Raw genomic sequence first — 20,261 nt, 5'->3', positions numbered from 1 at the left:
TTAATGCCGAGGCGAGATACATACTCTAATAGCTAAATTAAACTTGGCAGATTCTAATCCTTGCCCAGCAATTACAGCCGTCACATATAAACTACCCCATAATCAATTCAATTTCTAGATTATGACTACAACCTCTGACTTTACTAGTCTTGCAAATCAACCTCAAAGCTCAAATGATCAAGGTTTTGGGAATTTATTCTCCTCAGTAGAGCAAAAAAAACTGTTGACTTTGAAGATAATTGAAAATTTACTCATAGCTATATTATTTATGGCTATACTTCTGGTATTTATATTTTCAAAACGTCAAAATTTTTTAATTTATGGCATCATATCTTTGAGTCTTGTAGGTGTCTTGTTTATTATTAATAGACAAGTGTTTCAAGATTCAAAGCAATTAGTTAATCAGTATGAGTTCAACAAAAAAGCTGAATTATATACTTATCTGTTGAGTAATAATTCCCAGCAACAAAATACTTTTACTCCTGTGAAAGCTAAAGCTTTACAGTATTGCCAAGAGTTGATTGACGACTATAAACGCGTTCGCAATTTATCAAGAACGATTTACTATGTTTTGCAAATTACCACTGTTGTATTTTCAGGAATCACACCTATTTTAGTCTTGGTAGATAAAATAGAATCAGGTCAAGCTTGGCTAAAGTGGCTGCCTGTGATTTGTCCAGCTATTGCCTCTATTGTTGCGAGTATAGTAACATCGTTTCCTTTTCAAAAAAATTGGGTTGCAGCTAATACAGCCGTTGAACTGTTAGAAGCTGAACAAGAAAAATTTATTTTGGGAGTGACTCAGCCTTATCGTTGTTATGATGCCTCTGACGAAATCGAACAGCAACAAAAAGTTAGTCAAGCATTAGAATACTTTATTGTGCAAGTCAATAACATTCATCTTCAGCAAGTGCAACAGAATGGTGACACGCAATCAGAGAAGAAAGAATCTGCCTCATCTAGCGAATCACAATCACAGCAGACTGCCTAATTTAATTCTTGCCTTTTTGACTTTGCCAAGCTGCGAATATTATACCCAAGGCTGAGACAGTGGGGATAGCGATCGCCCAAACTGGAATCGTCCCCACTGTCAATGATGATGCTTCACTGTCCCCCACATCATTATTATTAATCGCTTGCTGGCTTTGTACTTGTTTCCTAGCACTACCAGCACCCACCGCCACAGTCACATCAAACTTAAATTCAAACGGTTGGAAATTCGCCCCAGGCTTAGGTTTTCCTGTTAGTTGCAGTTGATAAATTCCTGGTTTGGGAAATGTAATATCTGCCCCTGGTATGCCTTGAAAACGTTCAGCATTCACTGCTTGTAAGGATGGTTCTAGCAATGCTGGTTCTCCGGCAATGTGGGGTTCAGCATACACAGCCAATTGACAATCACATTCTGCTAAAGGAATAGCTTTACCACCTTTGCGAGTCAATGCAAACCAAGCTTGGGCAGTTTCTCCCGCACGAGGCGTATCATTCGGTTCAATATGCAGTGTCGCACCAACATCTGCGGCTACTTCAACCTTATGGGCTAAAGCAGAATCAACATGAGTTAACCCCAATATGAAGCAACTCAACACCGAAATACACTTAATAACTTGTACACTCTTGTCTGTGATAGCTTTACCGTGATTTACTAGGTGGGACATAAAACTTTTCTAGAGTTAACTTTGACCAAAAAAATCTTGTCCTAACTAGCAATACCGCCAGACTAATAAGTCCCAATAGTAGCGTTGCTAGTTTATGCCCCCATGTTAATTGTGAAGAACCCAAGTAATGAGAGCCAATTAAAATAGTATGAATCACACTCAAAAGCAAAGCCGGCACACTCAATAAATGAACTTGTTGCCAGCGTTTACCCCAAGATTTCTGTAATGATTCCCAACTTGTGAGGGCTGCGGGGGTCATTAATATTAATCCTACCGCACCAGCCCCCATCCCTACTTGGAATTGTGGCGGTAAAAACCAAAAAGCAGCTAAATTCCATTGCAAGGAATGTTCAATCATGTGGGTAGTATGCACCACAGCCAAAACAAAAGCACCCACACCCAAAGCACGACGATAACGTAAAGGTGATGCCCATAATTTACTAATAGGACGAGCAATTAAAGCCAGAATCAGACACAGTAATGCTGCGTGTCCGGTATAATCTGCCATTGTGTCCCCAGTCCGCAGCAAGGTAATTGCACCAATAGTTAGTGTTACCCAACCACCTAAACGAAATAACTGACTACGCCTATCTTGACTAACTAAAGCAGTAGAAACTCCTACACCCAGCATTGTCGGCATTGTTCCTAAGCCAAAAGCCAACATAGTAGCCATCCCCAGCCATAAACTACCAGTTTCCGCCGCTTTAATTTGGGCTGCATACAAAAAACCACAAGGCATTAAACCCCAAGTCATGCCCAAAATTATCGGTGTCCACCATCGTTGCTGTAAAGATAACTTCATCATTACAGCACTGAGTCGATTATGTAAGCCACCTTTTAAAAAAGGATGCAGTAGGGGAATATGAGGCAGTAAATTCGGTGTAATTTGCCCTAAACCGAACCAAATCAGCATTAAACCCGTCAAAATTGCCATCACACGGCGGAAGTCGCTACCTACCCCAGCTAACTGTCCCCCTTGTAAAAGTACCGAACCCAAAGCCCCAATACCAGCACCAACCAAGCCATAACTTAACATTCGTCCTAAATTTAACAACACATGGAATGTTAATTGTTGCTGCCAAGTATGGGAGGATTTTTCTACAGTTAATACCCCAACTGAAGATGATTTTGGTGAATTTGACTGGTGGCTAGACAGGGAAAAAGCCACGGTGAGCGGCCCACACATCCCAAAACAATGCCCAAAGCTACCCAAAAACCCCAGAATTGTGATCAGCGATAAATCTAGCATATTTCGTCATGGCTGTTGGGAAGCTACTTAATTTTATCGGGAGATATTAAGTAAAATTTACCAATTTGTCAAAAGACCACCCGTCAAACTGTATCAAAAATGATTCCAGTAGGGTGTGTTAGGGCTAAGGATGTGGGAGTGTGAGCAAATGATATATAGCCGTAACGCACCATTTTTTTGAATTTTGTAGCTTGCTTTCCGTAAGGGTATTTTGAATTGTTAACGAGCAGTTGTGAAAAAATAAAACAAGGATTGTCACAAAGATTGATTGTGTCTTAATCTGGAAAAACAGTACACCTGTTTGCTGATCAGCAAGCTATTGATAAACTTGTATAGTAAAGTACCACCGTGCCTAAAACGATGAAAGCATCTGCTAAATTCGACTTTGAGGATGAAAAATTTAATGCGCCGCCTTCTCAAGTCATACCCTGGTGTCAGATGATTAATCCTCGGTATGGTGCAGATGGAGTCCAATCCCACGGTTTAGCTATTAAACTAGATAACGCTCAGGCAGTAGGTTTTCAGCCTGACGATAATTGGCAGCAAGTAGAACATGAATTTAGTTCTGGAGTGGAAACAGTTTTTATGACTGCCACTCCCCGCATAGTAATAGTACGTCGGGGGCCTTTGTCAGTTAAAGATCGAGAAACTGGCATCAAACTGGGGACACTCAAAGATAATTATGATGCGTTTTTAGCAGATAAATTAAAGTTTAAAACCTTCACACGTTACCTGATTTTCTTAGTAAGTGAAGATAAAAAATTTCTCCATGATTCTCCTTTACAATTAACTCTCAATGGGGCAGCAGGAGCAAGTTTTAGTAAAACTTATTGTGATTTTCAACAGGGTAAAGTTGTTAGTGGTTTTGTCGCGGAATTAGAAAGAGCTTATGCTTTATTCCGTAAACAACCAATTACACCAAAAGGCCCTCTCTTTCATGCTCACGGAATCTTTTGTCCGATTATTGAGTGTGAAGAAAGAGGAATTGAACCAAATACAGTTTTGGTAGCTTCTACTGTAGATTATGAACATCCTACAGTGGGAACTTTAACTAATTACTTAGTTGCTTCCGATTCACCAGAATCAACAATTATTTGTAAAGCCTTTGAAGATTACAAAGATTTTGCTAAAGAACCAGTGAGAACAGAAGCACCAAAAATGGCGGTAGCTGCGGTTTCTGGTTCTTATATTTATCCTGATGAGGATGATTTTGGTTATCCGCCGTATTAGGGAATGGGGGGAGGAGGCAGGGGGGCAGGGTGCAGGGGGCAGGGGAAGTAGGGACAAGGGGGACAAGGGAGACAAGGGAGAAATATTTACCTCAATACCCCATGCCCAATGCCCCATACGCTAAAATTCCTTAATTTTGAATTTTGAATTTTGAATTTTGAATTGATTAGCCCCTATTCTTTCAACAATAAATAATATAATGATCCATTGCCGCCTGTGACACCTGCGCGATCGCCTGCTAGTTTACCAGTTCCCATAAAATAATCTACTCTGCCTGGGCCTTTGATGGCACTACCAGTATCTTGATCTAGCACAAAACGGCTCACTCGACGATACTCTAATCTGCCACCAGCAACGGGATAAGGTATTGAAGTCTGAACTAGTGCTAGTGCGGCTGGAGGCATTAAAGATTTGTCTGTGGCAATGGAACGCTCGGCGGTGACTGGTACATTTATACTGCCTGTAGCTGGTCTACCCTTGCTTTCCTGGAAGAAAACAAATCGTTCCCAACGGGGTAGATAGTTATTTAATTCCTGGGGTTGTGCTTTAAAAAAGCTAATCATTTTGGGCATGGTTAACCCTGATAACGGTAATTTACCATCTTTGGCTAATTCTCGCCCGATACTTGTCCAAGGATAGTCGGTTGCGCCGGCATAACCGATAGCTGTTCTTGTGCCATCAGTTAACTGAATTTGGGCAGAACCTTGAATATGTATCATATAGGCATCAAGGCGATCGCGGAACCACAACAATTCTAAACCGCGCAACTTGCTTTTATTGCCCAGTAAACCATCTTTACCTTCCAATTGCAGGCGTGTAGGATGGGGTTTAGCCCATCTGTCAAAATTAGACGGTAGTCGGTAAAGAGGATATTTATATACAGAAGTCCTGACACGGCTGGCATTATAGACAGGCTGGTAGTAGGAAGTAAATTTGACAGTACCTTGGCCATCATTGCCGACAGACTGGTAAAAAGCAAACTCTCTTTTGACTGCCGCTTCTAGTTGGGCTGGAGATTGAGAATTAACCACCAATTGACGAAACCGTAACAAACTGCGGCGTACACGGTCTAGGGTGATTCCCTGGACGGGATAATTCTGGTATAATCTCCTAGCAGTATTGGTATTGAGATAACGCAGGCTGTGATCAATTGATGTTAATAAAGCTTGGCGATCGCCTGCTTGACCCCTGCTACCAAAAATTTGCTCATCCCATCCCAAGCAAGTACTTTGGCCATTACAATTGCTGACCTGTACTAGTTTGAGGGGTAGATCAATCTCAGGAGTGCTTGGCTTGACTGGCGGTTGTAACTCAGGAGTAGGAACATTCGGTGCTGGGACAGGAATGATAATCTGAGCAACAGCAACTGGGTTGATAAAGGTAATTCCCAGACTCAAGGAAAGCAAAGCAAGGGTTTTTCTCATCATTAAGTTAGTTAAATCTTTCAACACTAGAACTAAAAACTGGTTCTACTCGAATTGCCACTATCCGGGAGGGACGCACCACCATATACTCCCCTTGAATATTTTTGATTGGTACGCTAATAAAATCACCAGAGCCAGACTTCGGTACAAGTTCTCCACTATACCACTTTTGAAATTCTTGGATGGTGGGAAATCTGACTTCTTCTCGATGACCACTTTCTAGTAAGAGGTAGACTGCATATTCATTTGGGGTTCTAGGCATAAGATTGAATCTTGATCAAAAATGTTCAACCTATTGTTAACCACGATTCCCCAGAATGAAAAGGGTAAGCATACGGGAGCAATACCAGCTTTTTCAGATAGTTATGAATTAGTCACCCATGATAATCTATTTTTAAATCTTGATTTTTACTTCCCCTCTAGACGGTTAAGGCTTTGAGCAGTTCCCCAAGGGTTGCATATACCAATTCTCCAAAATAAACCTACAGATAGACAGCAGGGGCAGGGGGCAGGGGGCAGGGGGCAGGGGAAGAATGATCTGTAGCCGGGATTTAGAGAAATGGTATAAAATCAAGTCCCTACATTTTGCGAATAATTTCTCCCTAGATTGGTGATTATGTCAATATGAAGGTGAGGACTTAGACAAGTCATACAATGTTAGGAAACTTACTAGCTAGTCGTTATCAAGTCCTCCAAGTCTTAGGGGGAGGAGGATTCGGTCAAACTTATATTGCGCTAGACACCCAACGTCCAGGTTATCCTAGATGTGTTGTCAAGCACTTTCGTCCTGTCACTCATAACCCTGACTTTTTGGAAACTGCTAGAAGATTATTCACCACTGAAGCAGAAACTTTAGAACAACTCGGTCATCACGAGCAAATTCCTCGGCTTTTGGCATATTTTGAAGAAAAGCAAGAGTTTTTTTTGGTGCAAGAGTATATTGAGGGCAATTCTCTCAAAGCTGAAATTGCATCTAGTCAGAGATGGACGGAAGAGAAAGTTATATTTCTGTTGCAGCAAATATTAAATATTCTGAAATTTATTCACAGCTACAAAGTCATCCATCGAGATATTAAGCCGGAAAATATCATCCGACGTTTAAATGATGGTAAATTAGTGCTGATTGATTTTGGCGCGGTTAAACAAGTCCACACCCAAATGATTACAGTCCCTGGGCAAACGGAAATGACTGTAGCTATTGGTACACCTGGATATATGTCTATAGAACAGGGACGAGGCAAACCCCAACCTAACAGTGATATTTATTCTTTAGGGGTTGTTTGTATCCAAGCACTCACAGGACTACATCCTAGGGAATTTCAAGAAGATCCCCAAACAGGGGAAATTCTCTGGCAATATCGTGCGACAGTTAGTCCAGCCTTAGCATCTGTGATTTCCAAGATGGTGCTAAATAACTGGAAACAACGTTATCAGTCTGCCACAGAGGTTTTAGAAGCACTTCAGGAGAGTTTTCACCCGCAAGCACAAACTCAGTTGACGCAGACACCATCAACATTGACATTACAAACTCAAAATACATCATCCCAACAACAGGGAATGAGTAATCGAACTGGTTCTATGTTGTCGCCAGAAAAAAGCGATCGCCTGGAGAAGATACTGTTAGAATTAGTTGGCCCTGTAGCTAAAACATTATTACGCCTGGCAGCCTCAGCAACCAATTACCAAGAACTTATTGATAATTTATCTCTACACCTGACAGAAAATCAACGTCCTCAATTCCGGCAAAAGGCGATGTCATTGTTATTAGAAGAATCTACTAGTCCTCAGCCAGAAAATCCCTCTCAAACTTTACCAAACATCCCCAGCATCACTCCCCCCAGTATCAACTCAACCATTAGTGAAAATTTTCTCCGTGAATGTGAACGGGAATTAGTTGATTTAATCGGCCCAATGGGTGTTTTTCTCGTTCAAAAAGCCATTAAATCTGCTGGTATATCTATTTCTCGGATAGAGTTTGTGAAAGTTCTAGCAGCTACAATTCCAGATCCTCAAAAAGCTTTGCAATTTCAGCAGCGTCTCTTATCGTAAATGTCTTGAACGTCAAAAATTTATTGTTTGTCAAATAGAAGTATTTGGTTACGAAAATGCTACTGACTCTGAAAATTAAACTACACAAACTGAAGTTTCAGTCATCTCATTTTAATAAATTAGTAGACTAAGCTACCAGTACCACGTAACTGACGCAAAGAATTGATACAGAATGGACAATCACATTTAAATATTCTAATTGCAGCATCACTTTCTTCTTCAGTAAAATTTAGGACTGCAACAGTACTATCAGATGGTTGTGCTGAAACTATCATCGATTTAGGTGGAGCAGCCTTTGGATCTCTCTCGGAATCTCTAATACAAACAAAATCCTTCATACCATGAGGATTAGTAATGCAGGTACGATTATCATCGGTGTGTAATATTCGCTGGGTGATATTATCATTAGCATGAGCGGGATTAATTACACCTAGGGTAGATATCAAAGATGTAAAAATTGAGGAACTAGCAAGCAGATTCAGTATCAGCTTTTTGTTCATAAGATGCCTCAAAGAATATAACTGATTGTCTAGGTTATTCGATTCCCCAACAAATATCAAGTAACTTGTTGACTCTCATCTTGCACCTCGGTTAAAAACCGGGTTTCTTGCAAATCCCTCAGCTTAAAACCTTAATCTTTCGTTCAGAAACCCAGTTTTTTAGGGCTTGATTCGAGGATAATATTTTGAAACGCAGCGAAAAGTTCTGGAGGAGGGTTTCCCTCCGTAGGAAACTTTTCAAGACAGAGGAGCGCGGAGTAAAGCGCAAAGGTACGCAGAGATTTGTGCTTTGACAGAGTAAAAAACGTTTTAATCGGTAAATCCCATTACTCATTACTCATTACTCATTACTCATTACTCATTACTCATTACTCATTACTCATTACTCATTACTCATTACTCATTACTCATTACTCATTACTCATTACTCATTACTCATTATTCATTACTCATTACTCATTACTCATTACTCATTACTCATTACTCATTACTCATTACTTATTTAATCTCACAACTCTGATTATCATTGTTGATTAAGCATATCCATTGCTATTTGTAGGCTAGATTTCATGCGGTTGAATGCTGCTGCTAACCCTCCAATTTCATCTTTTGAAGATTCATGAAAATCAGCGTTCATGTCGCCAGTGCTGACTCTTTGAGCAATTTTTTCTATATTCTTAATGCGCTGAATAACAGTCTTTTTAATTAAAAAATTAATTAAAAGTAGAACGATAGTAAAGATAGCAATCAATAGCCCCATAATCAAAGACCAACTACTTTGGGCATGATTAAAAATTTCCTTGGAGGGAACAGAAATTATTTGAGCCGCAACAATTTCATTGAGCTTCCAGCCAAAACCATTTTTTCTGCCATAGGTGATCAATTGGCTTTTAGGAGCTAGTTCTGGTGTGGAATGACATCGCAGACAAGTCTGTTTTGTAATTGCTAAAGGTCGCGCAATATAAAATACATCGCCTTCAGGTAGGGAACGAAAGCCGACAATTTCTTTAATGTTAGATTCTTGGCGAAAACGCTCTACAAGTTGAGTTTCAAAAGCATCGGCTTTGTCTCTCAAATTAGTAGGATTTAGTGTAGCTTCTTTATAAAGAAAGTTTTCATTTCCTTCGGTTTTGCGAAAATTTTCAAATACTTCTGTGGCGGAAAAAGCTGGTACTGTTTCGGGAATAAATGCCGTTGCTGTTTCTAGCTGAGGTGCTAATAAAGGGTTGATCCTATCTTGTGTATAGGTTCTTACAGAGTTCATGGTTTTCATTAACAGCAGTGCTTGAGAACTAACTTCATTTTGCGCTCTGCGTTGTAATACGCTTGATAAGATCACACCGCTTAAACAAATGCTGATAACAAAAACTAATATTAAAAGTAAATTGAATTTAGTACCTATTTTTAAATTATTTAACATAATTTATTAATTAACTAAGCGTAAATCTTGATATTTGCAATTAATTCTGATCTTTCCAACAGCAGGTTTTCAGCTTATGGTATTTTTAGCCTATAGCTGATTTTTATGATGACAATTTTCATAAAAAAGTCAGAGAATAATAACGTATTTTATCAGATAAGAGATGATCAGATACCTGATAAAAGTAAATAAATGTTAAAATTGCGCTAGTTGATAACTTAGGTATGATTTTAATTACATTTAATGTCTAAATAGTGGTAAAAATAAATTATCTAAACATAAATAGTGATGGTGTGGAGATTTTCGAGACGTTTATTTCTGTTAAATTTACTAGGGTTTACCGTTGCTAGATGCTCATCAGCACCAACTTATCAAGGTAAATTAACTATTGGGGTGATTGATTATGATGGTAATGCAGAAATCATCAACCAATATGCAAAGTTTAATCGTTATTTAGCAGAAAAAACTAAAGCCAGTATTCAATTAGAGCCTACTTTTAATGAAAATAAAGCTATTGAGCGTGTAGAGTCTCAAGCTTGGTCTTTGGTGTTTGCGCCGCCAGGGTTAGCAGCTGTTGCCATTGCGCGTTCTCAATATGTACCGATTTTTCCTTTGGTGGGTGTGAGTAATTTACGCTCAATTATAGTAGTTCGTAAGGATAGTTCCATCAAGGATTTAAAGCAGTTGCAAGGTAAAACTATAGCGTTAGGTCAACGAGGTTCAGCTACGGGATATTATTTACCACTTTATAATCTTTACGGATTGACACTAGCAGAAATCATGTTTGCTCCCACACCGAAAACGCTGCTAGAGTGGGTAGCAGAAGGTCAAGCTGTGGCTGGTGCAATTTCAATGGCAGAATTTAATCTTTACAGTTCGCCTTTAAACCAAAGTGAGTTGCAAGTCCTCCACACAGATCCTCACTACGTCCCTCCGGGAGTAGTTTTAATTAGTCCGACTGTAGAACGAAATCGCCAGGAATACATCCGTAAAGTGATGAGTGAATTTCCTAGTGTTATAGCGCAAGAAGTTGGCTATGTTCCTAATGGACAAATCCCCGATTATAAATACATGATTGATGTAGTGGAACGGGTGAAATTAATTGCAACAGAACTGCAAAATAAGCCTGTGCAATTATTCAAAAAAACAACTTAAATCTTGCTAGCTGAGTTTCAATTGATTTGGTAAGAATTTTATTGAGTTCTGAAATATCTTGAAATTGTAAAATTTGCTGGGTAGGTAAATCAAAAGGAAATTGTCCTAGCATATCTGAGCGTTGCATCTGTGCTAGTAATATTTGTTCAGCACGCTTGCTTTGAATAGCATAGCCCAGTTCTACACAGACATTAGAACTAGGAATTAATTGCTGATTTTCTTCCCCATCAATGCTAGCAATTGGTGTAGTATCAGCGATAAATAGTAAACTCTTGCGAATTTTTCGCATAACTGTACGGTTAAGCCGGATTGGTGCATTGCTAGGGCGATATGATTCTACTAGGGTGAGGGGGAAGCGCGATCGCAAATTTAATGTTTCTAAACTTTTGCGTAATGCCTCTTTGAGAGCATCACTAGCAGGGGCATACTCAACTTGATAGGAGAAAAAAATTGTTGGTTCTAACTGTGCTAACAGAGTCTGCTTCGTGAAATAAATTTCATGGCTAATCAAATCAATGTTAGCTACACAATATCCCCCACTACCTTCAATATAAAATTCAATGTTTTCTCCCTCAAGATAGCGGGTAAACCAAGTAGACTGTTTAACTTCGTCACTATCTTCGAGAAAATCTGCACGCAAGGCTGACCTCAGCAAGCTTTTTTTACTGAGGCGAATATCTGGGGGACGTTTTTCCAGTTCTGAAATCGGCTCATAATCCTGGAGATACCATGCTCTGAGCGCAATAATGGACATAAGAAACCATTTTAAATGTCTGTGTTTATTTCATTGCGTATAATTTTACACGGACTGGAGCATCTGTCAAAAAAATTCTCTCTAGCCTGCTCATCTAATTTTATCGGTTAAGCTGTCGGACTTTTAATTTGCAGATTCACATTCTAGGGCGATAGGGGGCAGGGGGCAGGGGGCAGGGGGCAGGGAGCAAGGGTTTACAACTTTTTTAGACACATGAAATGATCTAATACCAATTCTCTATGAAGTTGCGCCAAATAAATGATGTAGAGACGTTGCATGCAACGTCTCTACAGTACTTAATAGGTGTAACAGCTTACCGTGTCTACCTTGTCTCCCCTACACTCCTACATTTCTTAATTTCTATTAATCCGAATTAGCTCGGTCAAAATGCTATCTAAACTCCCATTGACTTGAATTTTCTCAATTTTTTCAGCAATTCTTTCCAATACCTCTAACTCCTTCAAACGCAAGGCTACGGGGTTATCTTCCATGACTTTGGCTGTATTTAACATACTGCGGGTAGCGGCTGTTTCTTCCCGGCGACGCACTACGTTGGCTTGGGCTGCTTTTTCGGCTTCTACTACTTTGCTTAAAATTGTCCTAATCTCACCAGGGAGAATAATATCCTTTACCCCCACGGAATCTATTTCAATTCCATAGTCTGCGGTTTTCTGGTGGATGTATTCAAAAATACTTCTATCAATTACGCCTTTGTCCTCCAATAGTTGATCTAACGTTCTTTCCCCTACAGCCCCACGGAGAGCAAACTGTAATTCTTTGTATAAGTAGCCATTGATATCTGCTAACCCGTTCTTGGTTCTCAAGGGATCGATGATACGGAAACCAGCCGTTAAGTTTAAACGTAATGGCACTTTATCTTTCGATAAAATATCTTGGCCGGAAACTTCCATTGTTTGCTGACGTAAGTCAAAAACTTCTGTTTTTAATGAAGTTCCAAACAACCACCAAGCGTGTTTTCCTGGTGGGAGTTGGGCTTGAAATTCTTGATTAATGTATAGTAAGCCGATGTGCTGGGTGGGTACTTCGCAAATATGCAAAAAATTGCGGCTCAATAATAAAGTCTCTGGTAAACCAGAAACTAACTCTGCGACTAGGCGAGAGGGTAATTTCCCATCAGTGCTAATATTAATCACTTCCACTTCCACACCTTGCCAGAAAAGCTTACGAGTGCATGGGGGTAGAATAGAGATGACTTTACCTTGATAACGGGCGATCGCTACTTGTTGATTTTGTAATTGTACTATCTGGCAGTAAGCCGCTACAAACTCAGGATGTCGCTCAATTAATACATCCTCTAAGGGAAATTCTGGATTGGGCAAAATCCGGCTGAGAGTTCTGACACAAACATCCCTATTCACAGCCCAAAACGCGTATTCTCCTGGCTCTAATGGCCGGACAAAGTTATTCTGCACATACAACAAACCAATTTCATACTCGGAAATTTGGAATGTCTTGATACTATTAAAATTAATTCCTCGTAGTTGCTGTACAAATTCAGCAGGTAATTCTAAGCTTTCATTTAAGTTAAAAACATGAGATTCTACCTGAATAAAACCACGCCAAAAAGCTATGAGTTGATTGGGTAGAACACTAACCCAATTTTGACCACAGCGCACTAAAGCCGCTTGATTAAATGCTGTGCGTACTACTAATAAATATTTCTGTAATTCTGCGCTGTGATTTCGGAGTAATAATTCTAAATTTTCAATCTTAGCCTGGGGTTGATTGAGGTCATAGGTTGTTACTTGCCAATGGCGACCAAAATAATGGTAAATCCCTGGCTGTAAGATTTTTTGAAAGTCGCTACGATGATAGAGAATACCAATTTCGTGAGGTTGGATGTAAAAAGTTTTCCACATAAAAATTTTCCTGTTTCAATTAAGGATTAGACATTTATAACTTAGGATTTTTATTTTGTGCGGCTGAATTAATAGTTTGTTCAATTCGTTTCATTCTTGTCTCTGGACGTTTAGCACTAGCAATCCAAGAAAGAATATTTTTTTTATTGGTGTTACTAAATCCCATAAAATATTCATTAGCCTCTGGATTTGCGGCTAATGCTTGCTGTAAATCATCGGGAATAATTAATGCTTCTATGGCATCTAAACTAGTCCATGAACCATCTGCTTTAGCTGCTGTAATTTTTGCCAAACCAGCCTCATTCATTAAACCTTGATCGATGAGTTCGGCAATATACTGTTTATTTAATTTTGACCAAACACTTTTGGGTTTACGTGGGGTAAATATTTGCATATAACGTTCTGGATCTAAGGATTTAACTTTACTGTCAATCCAACCAAAACATAAGGCTTCTTTGACGGCTTCACTATATTTAATGCTAGGTTTACCACTTTTAACTTTGTAATAAATTAGCCATATACCAATACAATTTTGATGGTTATTTTCTAACCATTGCCGCCAAGCTTGGCGATTTGGAGCATGAAATGTTTCTAGTTGATTATCGAAGTTAGACATAAAAATTAAGATAATTAATCTTCTCCCCTACAAGGAGAGAGCCTTTAACTTTTCCCCCTTCCCTAGTAGGGAAGGGGGTTAGGGGGTTAGGTTTTGCGTCAATCTTTCCACATACCGTGAAAAGTCAGAAGCATACTCGGATTGAATGGGGTTTTAACAGCAACATACTACATATACTACACTATATTTTAAAACTCTGCAAATGTAGGTGTTTACAGTTTAGTTGCGGGTGAATTGCGTCTCCAAAATTGGATTAAGATAATTGCGATCGCCTCTAGACTACCCAAGGATAATCTTGAAACAGATAACAACCTCAAATATACCGTTCAGTTGACCAATTCAGGCTGGAAAACGAAGGGACATACTCAAATTAGGGAGAGGACATTCACGCTGGCTTCTGCACTGCTACTATCGGTAAACCAATAGTATACCTACATCACAGAGTTGAGAATTAAGTTACATGGGCTACCTTAAAAGGGTAGTGTCTTTTAACCCGGACAGGGTTGCGGAAAGTACAGGATTTGAACCTGCGACTCATCGATCTTCAGTCGATTGCTCTACCACTGAGCTTACTTTCAGGGGTTTGATGCGGGACGTTCACTCCATCCTGATCAAACAGGGGTAACGTAGTGACGCATTGCTTTGCGGTATACGCTCAATCCAGAGGTTGGCGCACCAGTTGGGTATATAGAACCTAGACTATAGCTCGGCAGATGTATTACTACATTACTACTTAATGTAGCATACATATTTCACTGTTGTGTATTAAGTAGTATAAAGTAGGGTGTGTTACGGCTGTGTAAGGATTGAGACTTCTGAACAAATGATATGTAGCCGTAACGCACCGTATGATATTGGTGCGTTACGCGTTGCTTGAACGCACCCTACAAAATTAAGATTGATTTTATCTCTAAGAGATGGACAAGGTTAATAAAAACTCAGTTCCTTGACCTAGTGTAGAGTTAACCGCGATCGCGCCTCCATGTTTTTCTACGATAATTTGACGGGCGATGGCTAATCCTAAACCTGTTCCTTTACCTACTCCTTTAGTGGTGAACAAGTGATCAAAAATTTTGGCTTGCACCTCTTCTGGCATTCCGTTACCATTGTCGCTGATGCTAATTTTCACCTGTTCACCTGTAACGGTTGTACAAATTGTAATGCGATTGGGCTGGGCTTCAATTTGAGCAAAAGTATATCCTTGATTTGATTCATCTAAGGCATCAATGGCATTGGCGAGTATATTCATAAATACTTGATTTAGTTGCCCAGGGAAACATTTCACCGGGGGAAGATTGCCGTATTCGGTGATAACTTCAATGGCTGGGCGGTGTTCGTTGGCTTTGAGGCGATGACGTAAAATCAACAGGGTACTGTCGATACCATCGTGGATGTTAAAAGGCTGCTTTTCGTCGCTGTCGGCGCGGGAGAAAGTACGCAAACTTTTACTGATAGCTTTAATGCGATCGCCTCCGTGTTTCATGGCTTTGATAAGTTTGGGCAAATCTTCCCGCAGATATTCCAAATCAATCGCCTCTACTTCATCTTCAATTTTTCTACCGGGTTGGGGAAATTGCTCACGGTAGAGGTCAATCACTCCCAACAGGTCGTTAATATATTCTTGGGCTGCACCAATATTACCAACAATACAACCGACGGGATTATTGATTTCGTGAGCCACCCCGGCTACTAAGTTACCCAATGCAGACATCTTTTCATTCTGCACAATTTGCACTTGTGCTTGTTGCAGATCCTCTAAAGTTTGTTGTACTTGGTGATAGAGACGAGCATTTTCTAAGGCGATAACGGCTTGGCTAGAGAGGAATTTCAGCACTAGGAGGCGATCGCTTGTAAACACATCACTGGTAACTTGATTTTCTAGGTATAAAATCGCGCTTAAATTACCTTGATTAATTAACGGCAAGCATAACACGCTTTTGGGCTGATGCTGATCAAGATAATTGCTCATTACGCCTGGTATATCGGTTTTTAGATCATGGATGACAACTGTTTGTAAGGTATTTTTGACATACTGAATGAGCTTGACAGGAACGGTAAGATTATTTTCCAGGGGAGTAGATTGTAAGCTGGTTTGCTGGGAGTTAGCTATTACTTTGACTTGCCATTCTCCCTCTTGACACAGTATTAAAGCACAATAATCAGCCCCGGAATTTTCCAGCATCTTCTCAGTCATGGTTTGCAGTAACTTATCTAGTTCAATCGTGCTAGAAATTGCCTGAGATACTTGCAGTAGTGCCGTAAAGTCGAATATCTGATTGATGCTGGTGCTGGAAGAACTTTGGTGATGGGTAGAATGTAGGGAACTAGTGAGGTTAGTGAAGGTTTGTAAAATGTTCAGGGGATGAATAGCTTGTTGTAGTATGGGGCGCAACAGTTGAGGATAACGGCTTTCTAGATCATTAGTTTTGGCGAGGCTACCCCAATGAGCGTAGCAGTAATAAGCCTCCTGCATATAGCCTGCGGCAACTTTTTCTTTACCCCAGTTGAGGTAGAATTTGGCAGCTAGTTCGTTACCTAGGGCGGCTTCTTGGATGTAACCGTTGGTTTTGGCTAGGGCGATCGCGTGGTCGTATAATTCTATAGCAGCTGTTTTCTCGTCTAAAACCCGATGTTTTTCGGCTGCCACTAAGTAAAATTTATGTTGATAATTGATAGGAGCATGATCTGCCCATTTTTGCATTTTTTGTTGATTATTTGTAATCTTTTCTAAATAGCGAGATTGTTGCTCAGTATCCAATTGAGGATACAAGGAAAGCATACTCAGAGATTGATAAAAATTCTTCAACGGCACAATTAATAAACCAGCCGCACCCTGTTCGTATTCTTCAAAGAGACTGGCGTATTCAATCGCTTTTTCATCTGCTCCCAACAAATAATTTAAGAATAGTTTGGCTAGATAAACGTAACAAATACCATTAGTATTACGGCTAGCAATTAAAGCCGGGAGAGTGACGGTTTCATCAAAACATTCACCCACTAGCATTTGGGGATGATCGACTTTCCCTTGTAAATTCATGACAGTTTGTCGCCATGTATTTCCCCAAATTAAAGATACATCTTGTTTAATATCCTGCATCAAAGCACAATATTTATTAGCCTCTGTTTCGGCAATTTCTAGATTTTCTCCTGTCCAGAATAAGAACTGAGCATAACAATTGGCACAATAACCAACATACTCTAAATCACCAGTTTCTAGACCAGCTTTCAGACCTTCTAAGAATATATCTAAAGTGGAATTAACACTATCTTGCCAATGCTTAATAAACAAGGAAAATGTTAGATAAACTTTACTTTTTAGCTCTTGGGCATTAAATTTATCTAAAATTGTCATAGCTAACTGGCCGAATTGATAGCCATCAGCAATGTCTTCCGATGCACACAAAAATAATCCATACAAACTGTATGCGATCGCAGATTGAGGAGAGTTACCATATTGAATACAGATTTTCACCATTGTGAATATCTTTAAAGGTAACAGCATCGGTTTAGCGAGATAAATCGGGGCAAATAAACCACATAAAATTCTTAAGGCTGCACCTTGTTGTAAGTCTGTCAGTTCTGGTAAATTTACTAAGTCTTCAATTAAGCGTTTTCCAAACAGCGACTTCAATCGATCATGTTCAGTTATGATGGTTTCCATGTCGCCATCTTCAGGAAAATCAATACCCAGTAAACCTAAAACTTCTCTCCCGATATTTATCGCTTCTATGAGTTTATTTTGCGCTGTATAAGCTTGAATTTGAATTTCGTAAGCTTTAATTTTATCTAAGGTATGTTTGGCATTTACCAATATTTCCTTAACTAGTAATTCCGAAGTGGGAAAATTCGTATTTAAATATTCCGCCTCCGCCACCAAATCATACAAATTCAGCGTTAGTTCATATTGATTTTGCCAACTATGTTCTTCAAGGAGTTTGATGGCTGTATTTAAATAATCGACAGCGACAACATAAGCGGTAGCAACTTTTGCTTTTCTTCCAGCAATTAAATTTAATTCTAGTAATCGCTGTTTTTGATGTTGCTCTGTGAAATAATCAATACCGACATTTAACTGATTAACAATATCAAAAATACGATTTTCTAATTCTGTTTCTGGGGTATGATTTAACAGGAGTTGACCGATTCTTAGGTGAGTAGCTGTTTTCTGCTCTTGGGGAATGAGGGAATAAGCAGCTTGTTGTACACGGTCATGGAAAAATTTATAACTGACTGTAATTTGGCTATCGCCTGCTGTTTGATGTGGGCTAGATTGGAAGAATTTATATGTTTCACTCAGGGGGAGAATTAATTCTTCTTGTAATGCCTTCCACAAGATTGTAGCCGTTTCGGCTGGAGATAGTTCCGAGACAATCGCCAAGGTATTTAAATCAAATTGATTGCCAATACAAGCAGCTAACTTTAAAATATTTTGGGTGACTGGTGGCAGTTTTTGCAACTGCAACGCCATAAATTCCACTACATCATCAGTTAACGCTGCTGTCTGCACCTGAACAATGTCACACTGCCAATATCCGGCAGCTAAATCAAAATAAATCAGTCCATCTTGATATAATGCCTTGAGAAATTGGGTAGCAAAAAAGGGATTACCTTGGGTTTTTTGGTTGACTAATTTAGTTAAGGGTTGCGCTAACGTTGCTGTACAATTGAGAGTATCTGCAATCAATTGATTAAGGCTAGTTAAACTCAATGGTTGCAGAGTAATTGTATTGATTGTTGCTGCTGTTTTTTGAATTGCTTCCAGAGTCAACATTAAAGGATGAGCAGGGTAAACTTCATGGTCACGATATGCCCCAAGCAACAGTAAATAGCCTGTTTTTGACTCCGCCATTAATCCTTGCATTAAATTGAGAGAAGCGGAATCTGCCCATTGTAAATCATCTAAAAATATAACTAAGGGATGCTCTGGTTTAGTAAAAACGTGAATAAAGTTCTGTAAGAGTAATTTAAAGCGATTTTGTGCCGCATTTCCAGATAATTCTATGGCGGGGGGTTGCTCCCCAATAATGCGTTCCAATTCGGGAATTACTTCAATAATAACTTGTCCATTTTCCCCTAAAGCTTTTAAAAGCTGGGTTTTCCAAGTCTGCAATTGCTCATCACTTTCACTCAACAATTGCCCCATTAAATCGCGGAATGCTTGCACAAAAGCCGAGAAGGGCGTACTGCGATTAAATTGGTCAAATTTACCTTTAATAAAATAGCCCCGCTTCTCGACAATGGGCTTATGAACTTCATTGACAACGGCAGTTTTACCAATTCCAGAGAAACCCGCCACTAGCATCAGTTCAGAGTTACCATTGCTGACACGGTCAAAGGCTTTGAGTAGTGTAGCAACTTCCTCCTCCCGACCGTAAAGTTTTTCAGGAATCAGAAAGCGATCGCAAATATCCCGTGTAGCAATCTCAAATGACTCAATCTTACCTGTATTTTGCAGTTGATTTAGACAATTTTGTAAATCATACTGCAAACCCAATGCACTTTGATAGCGATCCTCGGCGTTCTTCGCCATTAGTTTCTCGATAATTTCTCCAATTACTGAGGGAATTTCTGGTTGTAATGTACACACCGAGGGCGCAGGTTTGGCAATGTGACAATGTACCAATTCTAAAGGATCATCTGATATAAAAGGTAACTTTCCTGTTAACAATTCAAACAACGTCACACCGAAAGCATAAAAATCGCTACGATAATCTATACCTCGATTCATCCGTCCGGTTTGCTCTGGTGCGAGATAGGGAAGTGTCCCTTCTAAAACTTTGGGATGCTTAACGGCTTCGGTTTCCTTGGGTAATAAGGAAGCAATGCTAAAATCAATCAGCTTAATTTCTTTCGTCTGAGGATGAATGAGCAGGTTAGCGGGTTTGATATCTTTGTGGATGACACGATTTTGATAGAGATCATGTAGAATATTTGCCAGTTGAATGGCGATCGCTAATACATCCACCAAAGACAAAGAGTGGGTTTGACTATAGCATTCCAATGATACCCCGCCAAAATCTTCCATCACCAAAGCGTAACCATTGCCATAGGTTTCTAGGGCAGTGGGGTGGATAATACCGGGAATATTGAGATTTTTACCAATGCTGTATTGATTGCGAAACTGCAATAATTCGCTGAAGCTAGGATATTCCCGGCGCAGGAATTTAATCACCACAGGTTGCTGTGTACTCTCTGTCAGTCGTATGCCACGATATACAAGCGTTTTAGAGCCGTGATAAAGCTGCTCAATTAACTCATATCCCGGCAGCAAAACGGTTTTATCTAAGGTTGCACTCATGGACAACGACCTCATACTGAAGGTGATAGTG

The 20,261-nt window shown here is 39.7% G+C and carries 15 protein-coding genes and 1 tRNA gene; 5 read left to right on the top strand and 11 right to left on the bottom strand.

All coding sequences use genetic code 11. From position 1 onward, the window contains the following. The first annotated feature begins 121 nt into the window (after positions 1 to 121). On the top strand, positions 122 to 991 hold the full coding sequence (locus ACPZ3T_RS11270; protein ID WP_490276255.1) for a DUF4231 domain-containing protein: 870 nt from the start codon (positions 122 to 124) through the stop codon (positions 989 to 991). A gap of 1 nt (position 992) precedes the next feature. On the opposite strand, the gene ACPZ3T_RS11265 is transcribed toward ACPZ3T_RS11270, so the two are convergent. Beyond that, positions 993 to 1,655: a hypothetical protein gene (locus tag ACPZ3T_RS11265; RefSeq protein ID WP_490276253.1), complete on the bottom strand. Its 663-nt coding sequence runs from the start codon at positions 1,653 to 1,655 to the stop codon at positions 993 to 995. Further along, positions 1,630 to 2,904, bottom strand: a complete 1,275-nt coding sequence (locus tag ACPZ3T_RS11260; protein ID WP_490276252.1) for an urease accessory protein UreH domain-containing protein — start codon at positions 2,902 to 2,904, stop codon at positions 1,630 to 1,632. The genes ACPZ3T_RS11265 and ACPZ3T_RS11260 overlap by 26 nt, the downstream gene beginning before the upstream one ends. A 360-nt stretch (positions 2,905 to 3,264) precedes the next feature. On the opposite strand from ACPZ3T_RS11260, the gene ACPZ3T_RS11255 reads away from it, so the two are divergent. Together ACPZ3T_RS11255 and ACPZ3T_RS11250 are read left to right on the top strand one after the other, a co-directional pair. Next, entirely contained in the window at positions 3,265 to 4,134 is an 870-nt protein-coding gene (locus tag ACPZ3T_RS11255) for a DUF5895 domain-containing protein (RefSeq protein WP_490277194.1), read from the top strand. Then, complete coding sequence (locus tag ACPZ3T_RS11250) at positions 4,115 to 4,258, top strand: hypothetical protein (RefSeq protein WP_490276250.1); 144 nt, start codon at positions 4,115 to 4,117, stop codon at positions 4,256 to 4,258. The genes ACPZ3T_RS11255 and ACPZ3T_RS11250 overlap by 20 nt, the downstream gene beginning before the upstream one ends. 49 nt (positions 4,259 to 4,307) lie before the next feature. Here the strand turns inward: ACPZ3T_RS11250 and mltA are convergent, their stop codons facing one another. Together mltA and ACPZ3T_RS11240 are read right to left on the bottom strand one after the other, a co-directional pair. Next, on the bottom strand, positions 4,308 to 5,558 hold the full coding sequence (gene mltA / locus ACPZ3T_RS11245; protein ID WP_490277193.1) for a murein transglycosylase A: 1,251 nt from the start codon (positions 5,556 to 5,558) through the stop codon (positions 4,308 to 4,310). A gap of 7 nt (positions 5,559 to 5,565) precedes the next feature. Then, positions 5,566 to 5,820, bottom strand: coding sequence for a hypothetical protein (locus tag ACPZ3T_RS11240; RefSeq protein ID WP_490276248.1), 255 nt, complete (start codon positions 5,818 to 5,820; stop codon positions 5,566 to 5,568). 392 nt (positions 5,821 to 6,212) lie between these two features. On the opposite strand from ACPZ3T_RS11240, the gene ACPZ3T_RS11235 reads away from it, so the two are divergent. Then, complete coding sequence (locus ACPZ3T_RS11235; RefSeq protein WP_490276246.1) at positions 6,213 to 7,607, top strand: protein kinase domain-containing protein; 1,395 nt, start codon at positions 6,213 to 6,215, stop codon at positions 7,605 to 7,607. Positions 7,608 to 7,726: 119 nt separating this feature from the next. On the opposite strand, the gene ACPZ3T_RS11230 is transcribed toward ACPZ3T_RS11235, so the two are convergent. Next, positions 7,727 to 8,107 (bottom strand): hypothetical protein, encoded by a 381-nt coding sequence (locus ACPZ3T_RS11230; RefSeq protein WP_490276244.1) that lies wholly within the window; start codon positions 8,105 to 8,107, stop codon positions 7,727 to 7,729. 523 nt (positions 8,108 to 8,630) lie between these two features. Beyond that, the gene (locus ACPZ3T_RS11225) at positions 8,631 to 9,527 is read right to left on the bottom strand and encodes a Tll0287-like domain-containing protein (protein WP_490276242.1); all 897 of its coding nucleotides are present in this window, start codon (positions 9,525 to 9,527) and stop codon (positions 8,631 to 8,633) included. A gap of 288 nt (positions 9,528 to 9,815) precedes the next feature. Between ACPZ3T_RS11225 and ACPZ3T_RS11220 the strand changes: the two genes are divergently transcribed. Further along, positions 9,816 to 10,682 (top strand): phosphate/phosphite/phosphonate ABC transporter substrate-binding protein, encoded by an 867-nt coding sequence (locus ACPZ3T_RS11220; RefSeq protein WP_490276240.1) that lies wholly within the window; start codon positions 9,816 to 9,818, stop codon positions 10,680 to 10,682. Here the strand turns inward: ACPZ3T_RS11220 and ACPZ3T_RS11215 are convergent. The 5 genes from ACPZ3T_RS11215 to ACPZ3T_RS11195 form a co-directional block, all read right to left on the bottom strand. Next, positions 10,666 to 11,436 carry a hypothetical protein gene (locus ACPZ3T_RS11215; RefSeq protein ID WP_490276238.1) on the bottom strand — a complete coding sequence of 257 codons (771 nt, stop codon included), beginning with the start codon at positions 11,434 to 11,436 and terminating at the stop codon, positions 10,666 to 10,668. The two genes, ACPZ3T_RS11220 and ACPZ3T_RS11215, sit on opposite strands and share 17 nt — an antisense overlap. 353 nt (positions 11,437 to 11,789) lie before the next feature. Then, complete coding sequence (locus ACPZ3T_RS11210; RefSeq protein ID WP_490276236.1) at positions 11,790 to 13,316, bottom strand: slipin family protein; 1,527 nt, start codon at positions 13,314 to 13,316, stop codon at positions 11,790 to 11,792. Between the two features lie 34 nt (positions 13,317 to 13,350). Then, entirely contained in the window at positions 13,351 to 13,932 is a 582-nt protein-coding gene (locus ACPZ3T_RS11205; protein ID WP_490276234.1) for a YdeI/OmpD-associated family protein, read from the bottom strand. A 506-nt stretch (positions 13,933 to 14,438) separates the two neighbouring features. Next, positions 14,439 to 14,509, bottom strand: a tRNA-Phe gene (locus tag ACPZ3T_RS11200). A gap of 333 nt (positions 14,510 to 14,842) precedes the next feature. After that, a complete protein-coding gene (locus ACPZ3T_RS11195) occupies positions 14,843 to 20,230 on the bottom strand; it encodes an AAA family ATPase (RefSeq protein WP_490276233.1) in 5,388 nt (1,795 codons plus the stop codon). Positions 20,231 to 20,261 lie beyond the last annotated feature (31 nt).

This window comes from Aliinostoc maniaoense, from assembly GCF_058172895.1.
Note: the sequence above shows the minus strand (reverse complement) of the source record. Positions and strands in the feature narration are given on the sequence as shown.

Excerpts from the sequence above, each read along its gene's own strand:
- ACPZ3T_RS11235 (WP_490276246.1), top strand. The coding sequence starts at position 6,213 with ATGTTAGGAAACTTACTAGCTAGTCGTTATCAAGTCCTCCAAGTCTTA.
- mltA (WP_490277193.1), bottom strand. The coding sequence starts at position 5,558 with ATGAGAAAAACCCTTGCTTTGCTTTCCTTGAGTCTGGGAATTACCTTT.
- ACPZ3T_RS11255 (WP_490277194.1), top strand. The coding sequence starts at position 3,265 with ATGAAAGCATCTGCTAAATTCGACTTTGAGGATGAAAAATTTAATGCG.
- ACPZ3T_RS11225 (WP_490276242.1), bottom strand. The coding sequence starts at position 9,527 with ATGTTAAATAATTTAAAAATAGGTACTAAATTCAATTTACTTTTAATA.
- ACPZ3T_RS11220 (WP_490276240.1), top strand. The coding sequence starts at position 9,816 with ATGGTGTGGAGATTTTCGAGACGTTTATTTCTGTTAAATTTACTAGGG.
- ACPZ3T_RS11265 (WP_490276253.1), bottom strand. The coding sequence starts at position 1,655 with ATGTCCCACCTAGTAAATCACGGTAAAGCTATCACAGACAAGAGTGTA.
- ACPZ3T_RS11260 (WP_490276252.1), bottom strand. The coding sequence starts at position 2,904 with ATGCTAGATTTATCGCTGATCACAATTCTGGGGTTTTTGGGTAGCTTT.
- ACPZ3T_RS11215 (WP_490276238.1), bottom strand. The coding sequence starts at position 11,436 with ATGTCCATTATTGCGCTCAGAGCATGGTATCTCCAGGATTATGAGCCG.
- ACPZ3T_RS11230 (WP_490276244.1), bottom strand. The coding sequence starts at position 8,107 with ATGAACAAAAAGCTGATACTGAATCTGCTTGCTAGTTCCTCAATTTTT.
- ACPZ3T_RS11195 (WP_490276233.1), bottom strand. The coding sequence starts at position 20,230 with ATGAGTGCAACCTTAGATAAAACCGTTTTGCTGCCGGGATATGAGTTA.
- ACPZ3T_RS11270 (WP_490276255.1), top strand. The coding sequence starts at position 122 with ATGACTACAACCTCTGACTTTACTAGTCTTGCAAATCAACCTCAAAGC.
- ACPZ3T_RS11240 (WP_490276248.1), bottom strand. The coding sequence starts at position 5,820 with ATGCCTAGAACCCCAAATGAATATGCAGTCTACCTCTTACTAGAAAGT.
- ACPZ3T_RS11205 (WP_490276234.1), bottom strand. The coding sequence starts at position 13,932 with ATGTCTAACTTCGATAATCAACTAGAAACATTTCATGCTCCAAATCGC.
- ACPZ3T_RS11210 (WP_490276236.1), bottom strand. The coding sequence starts at position 13,316 with ATGTGGAAAACTTTTTACATCCAACCTCACGAAATTGGTATTCTCTAT.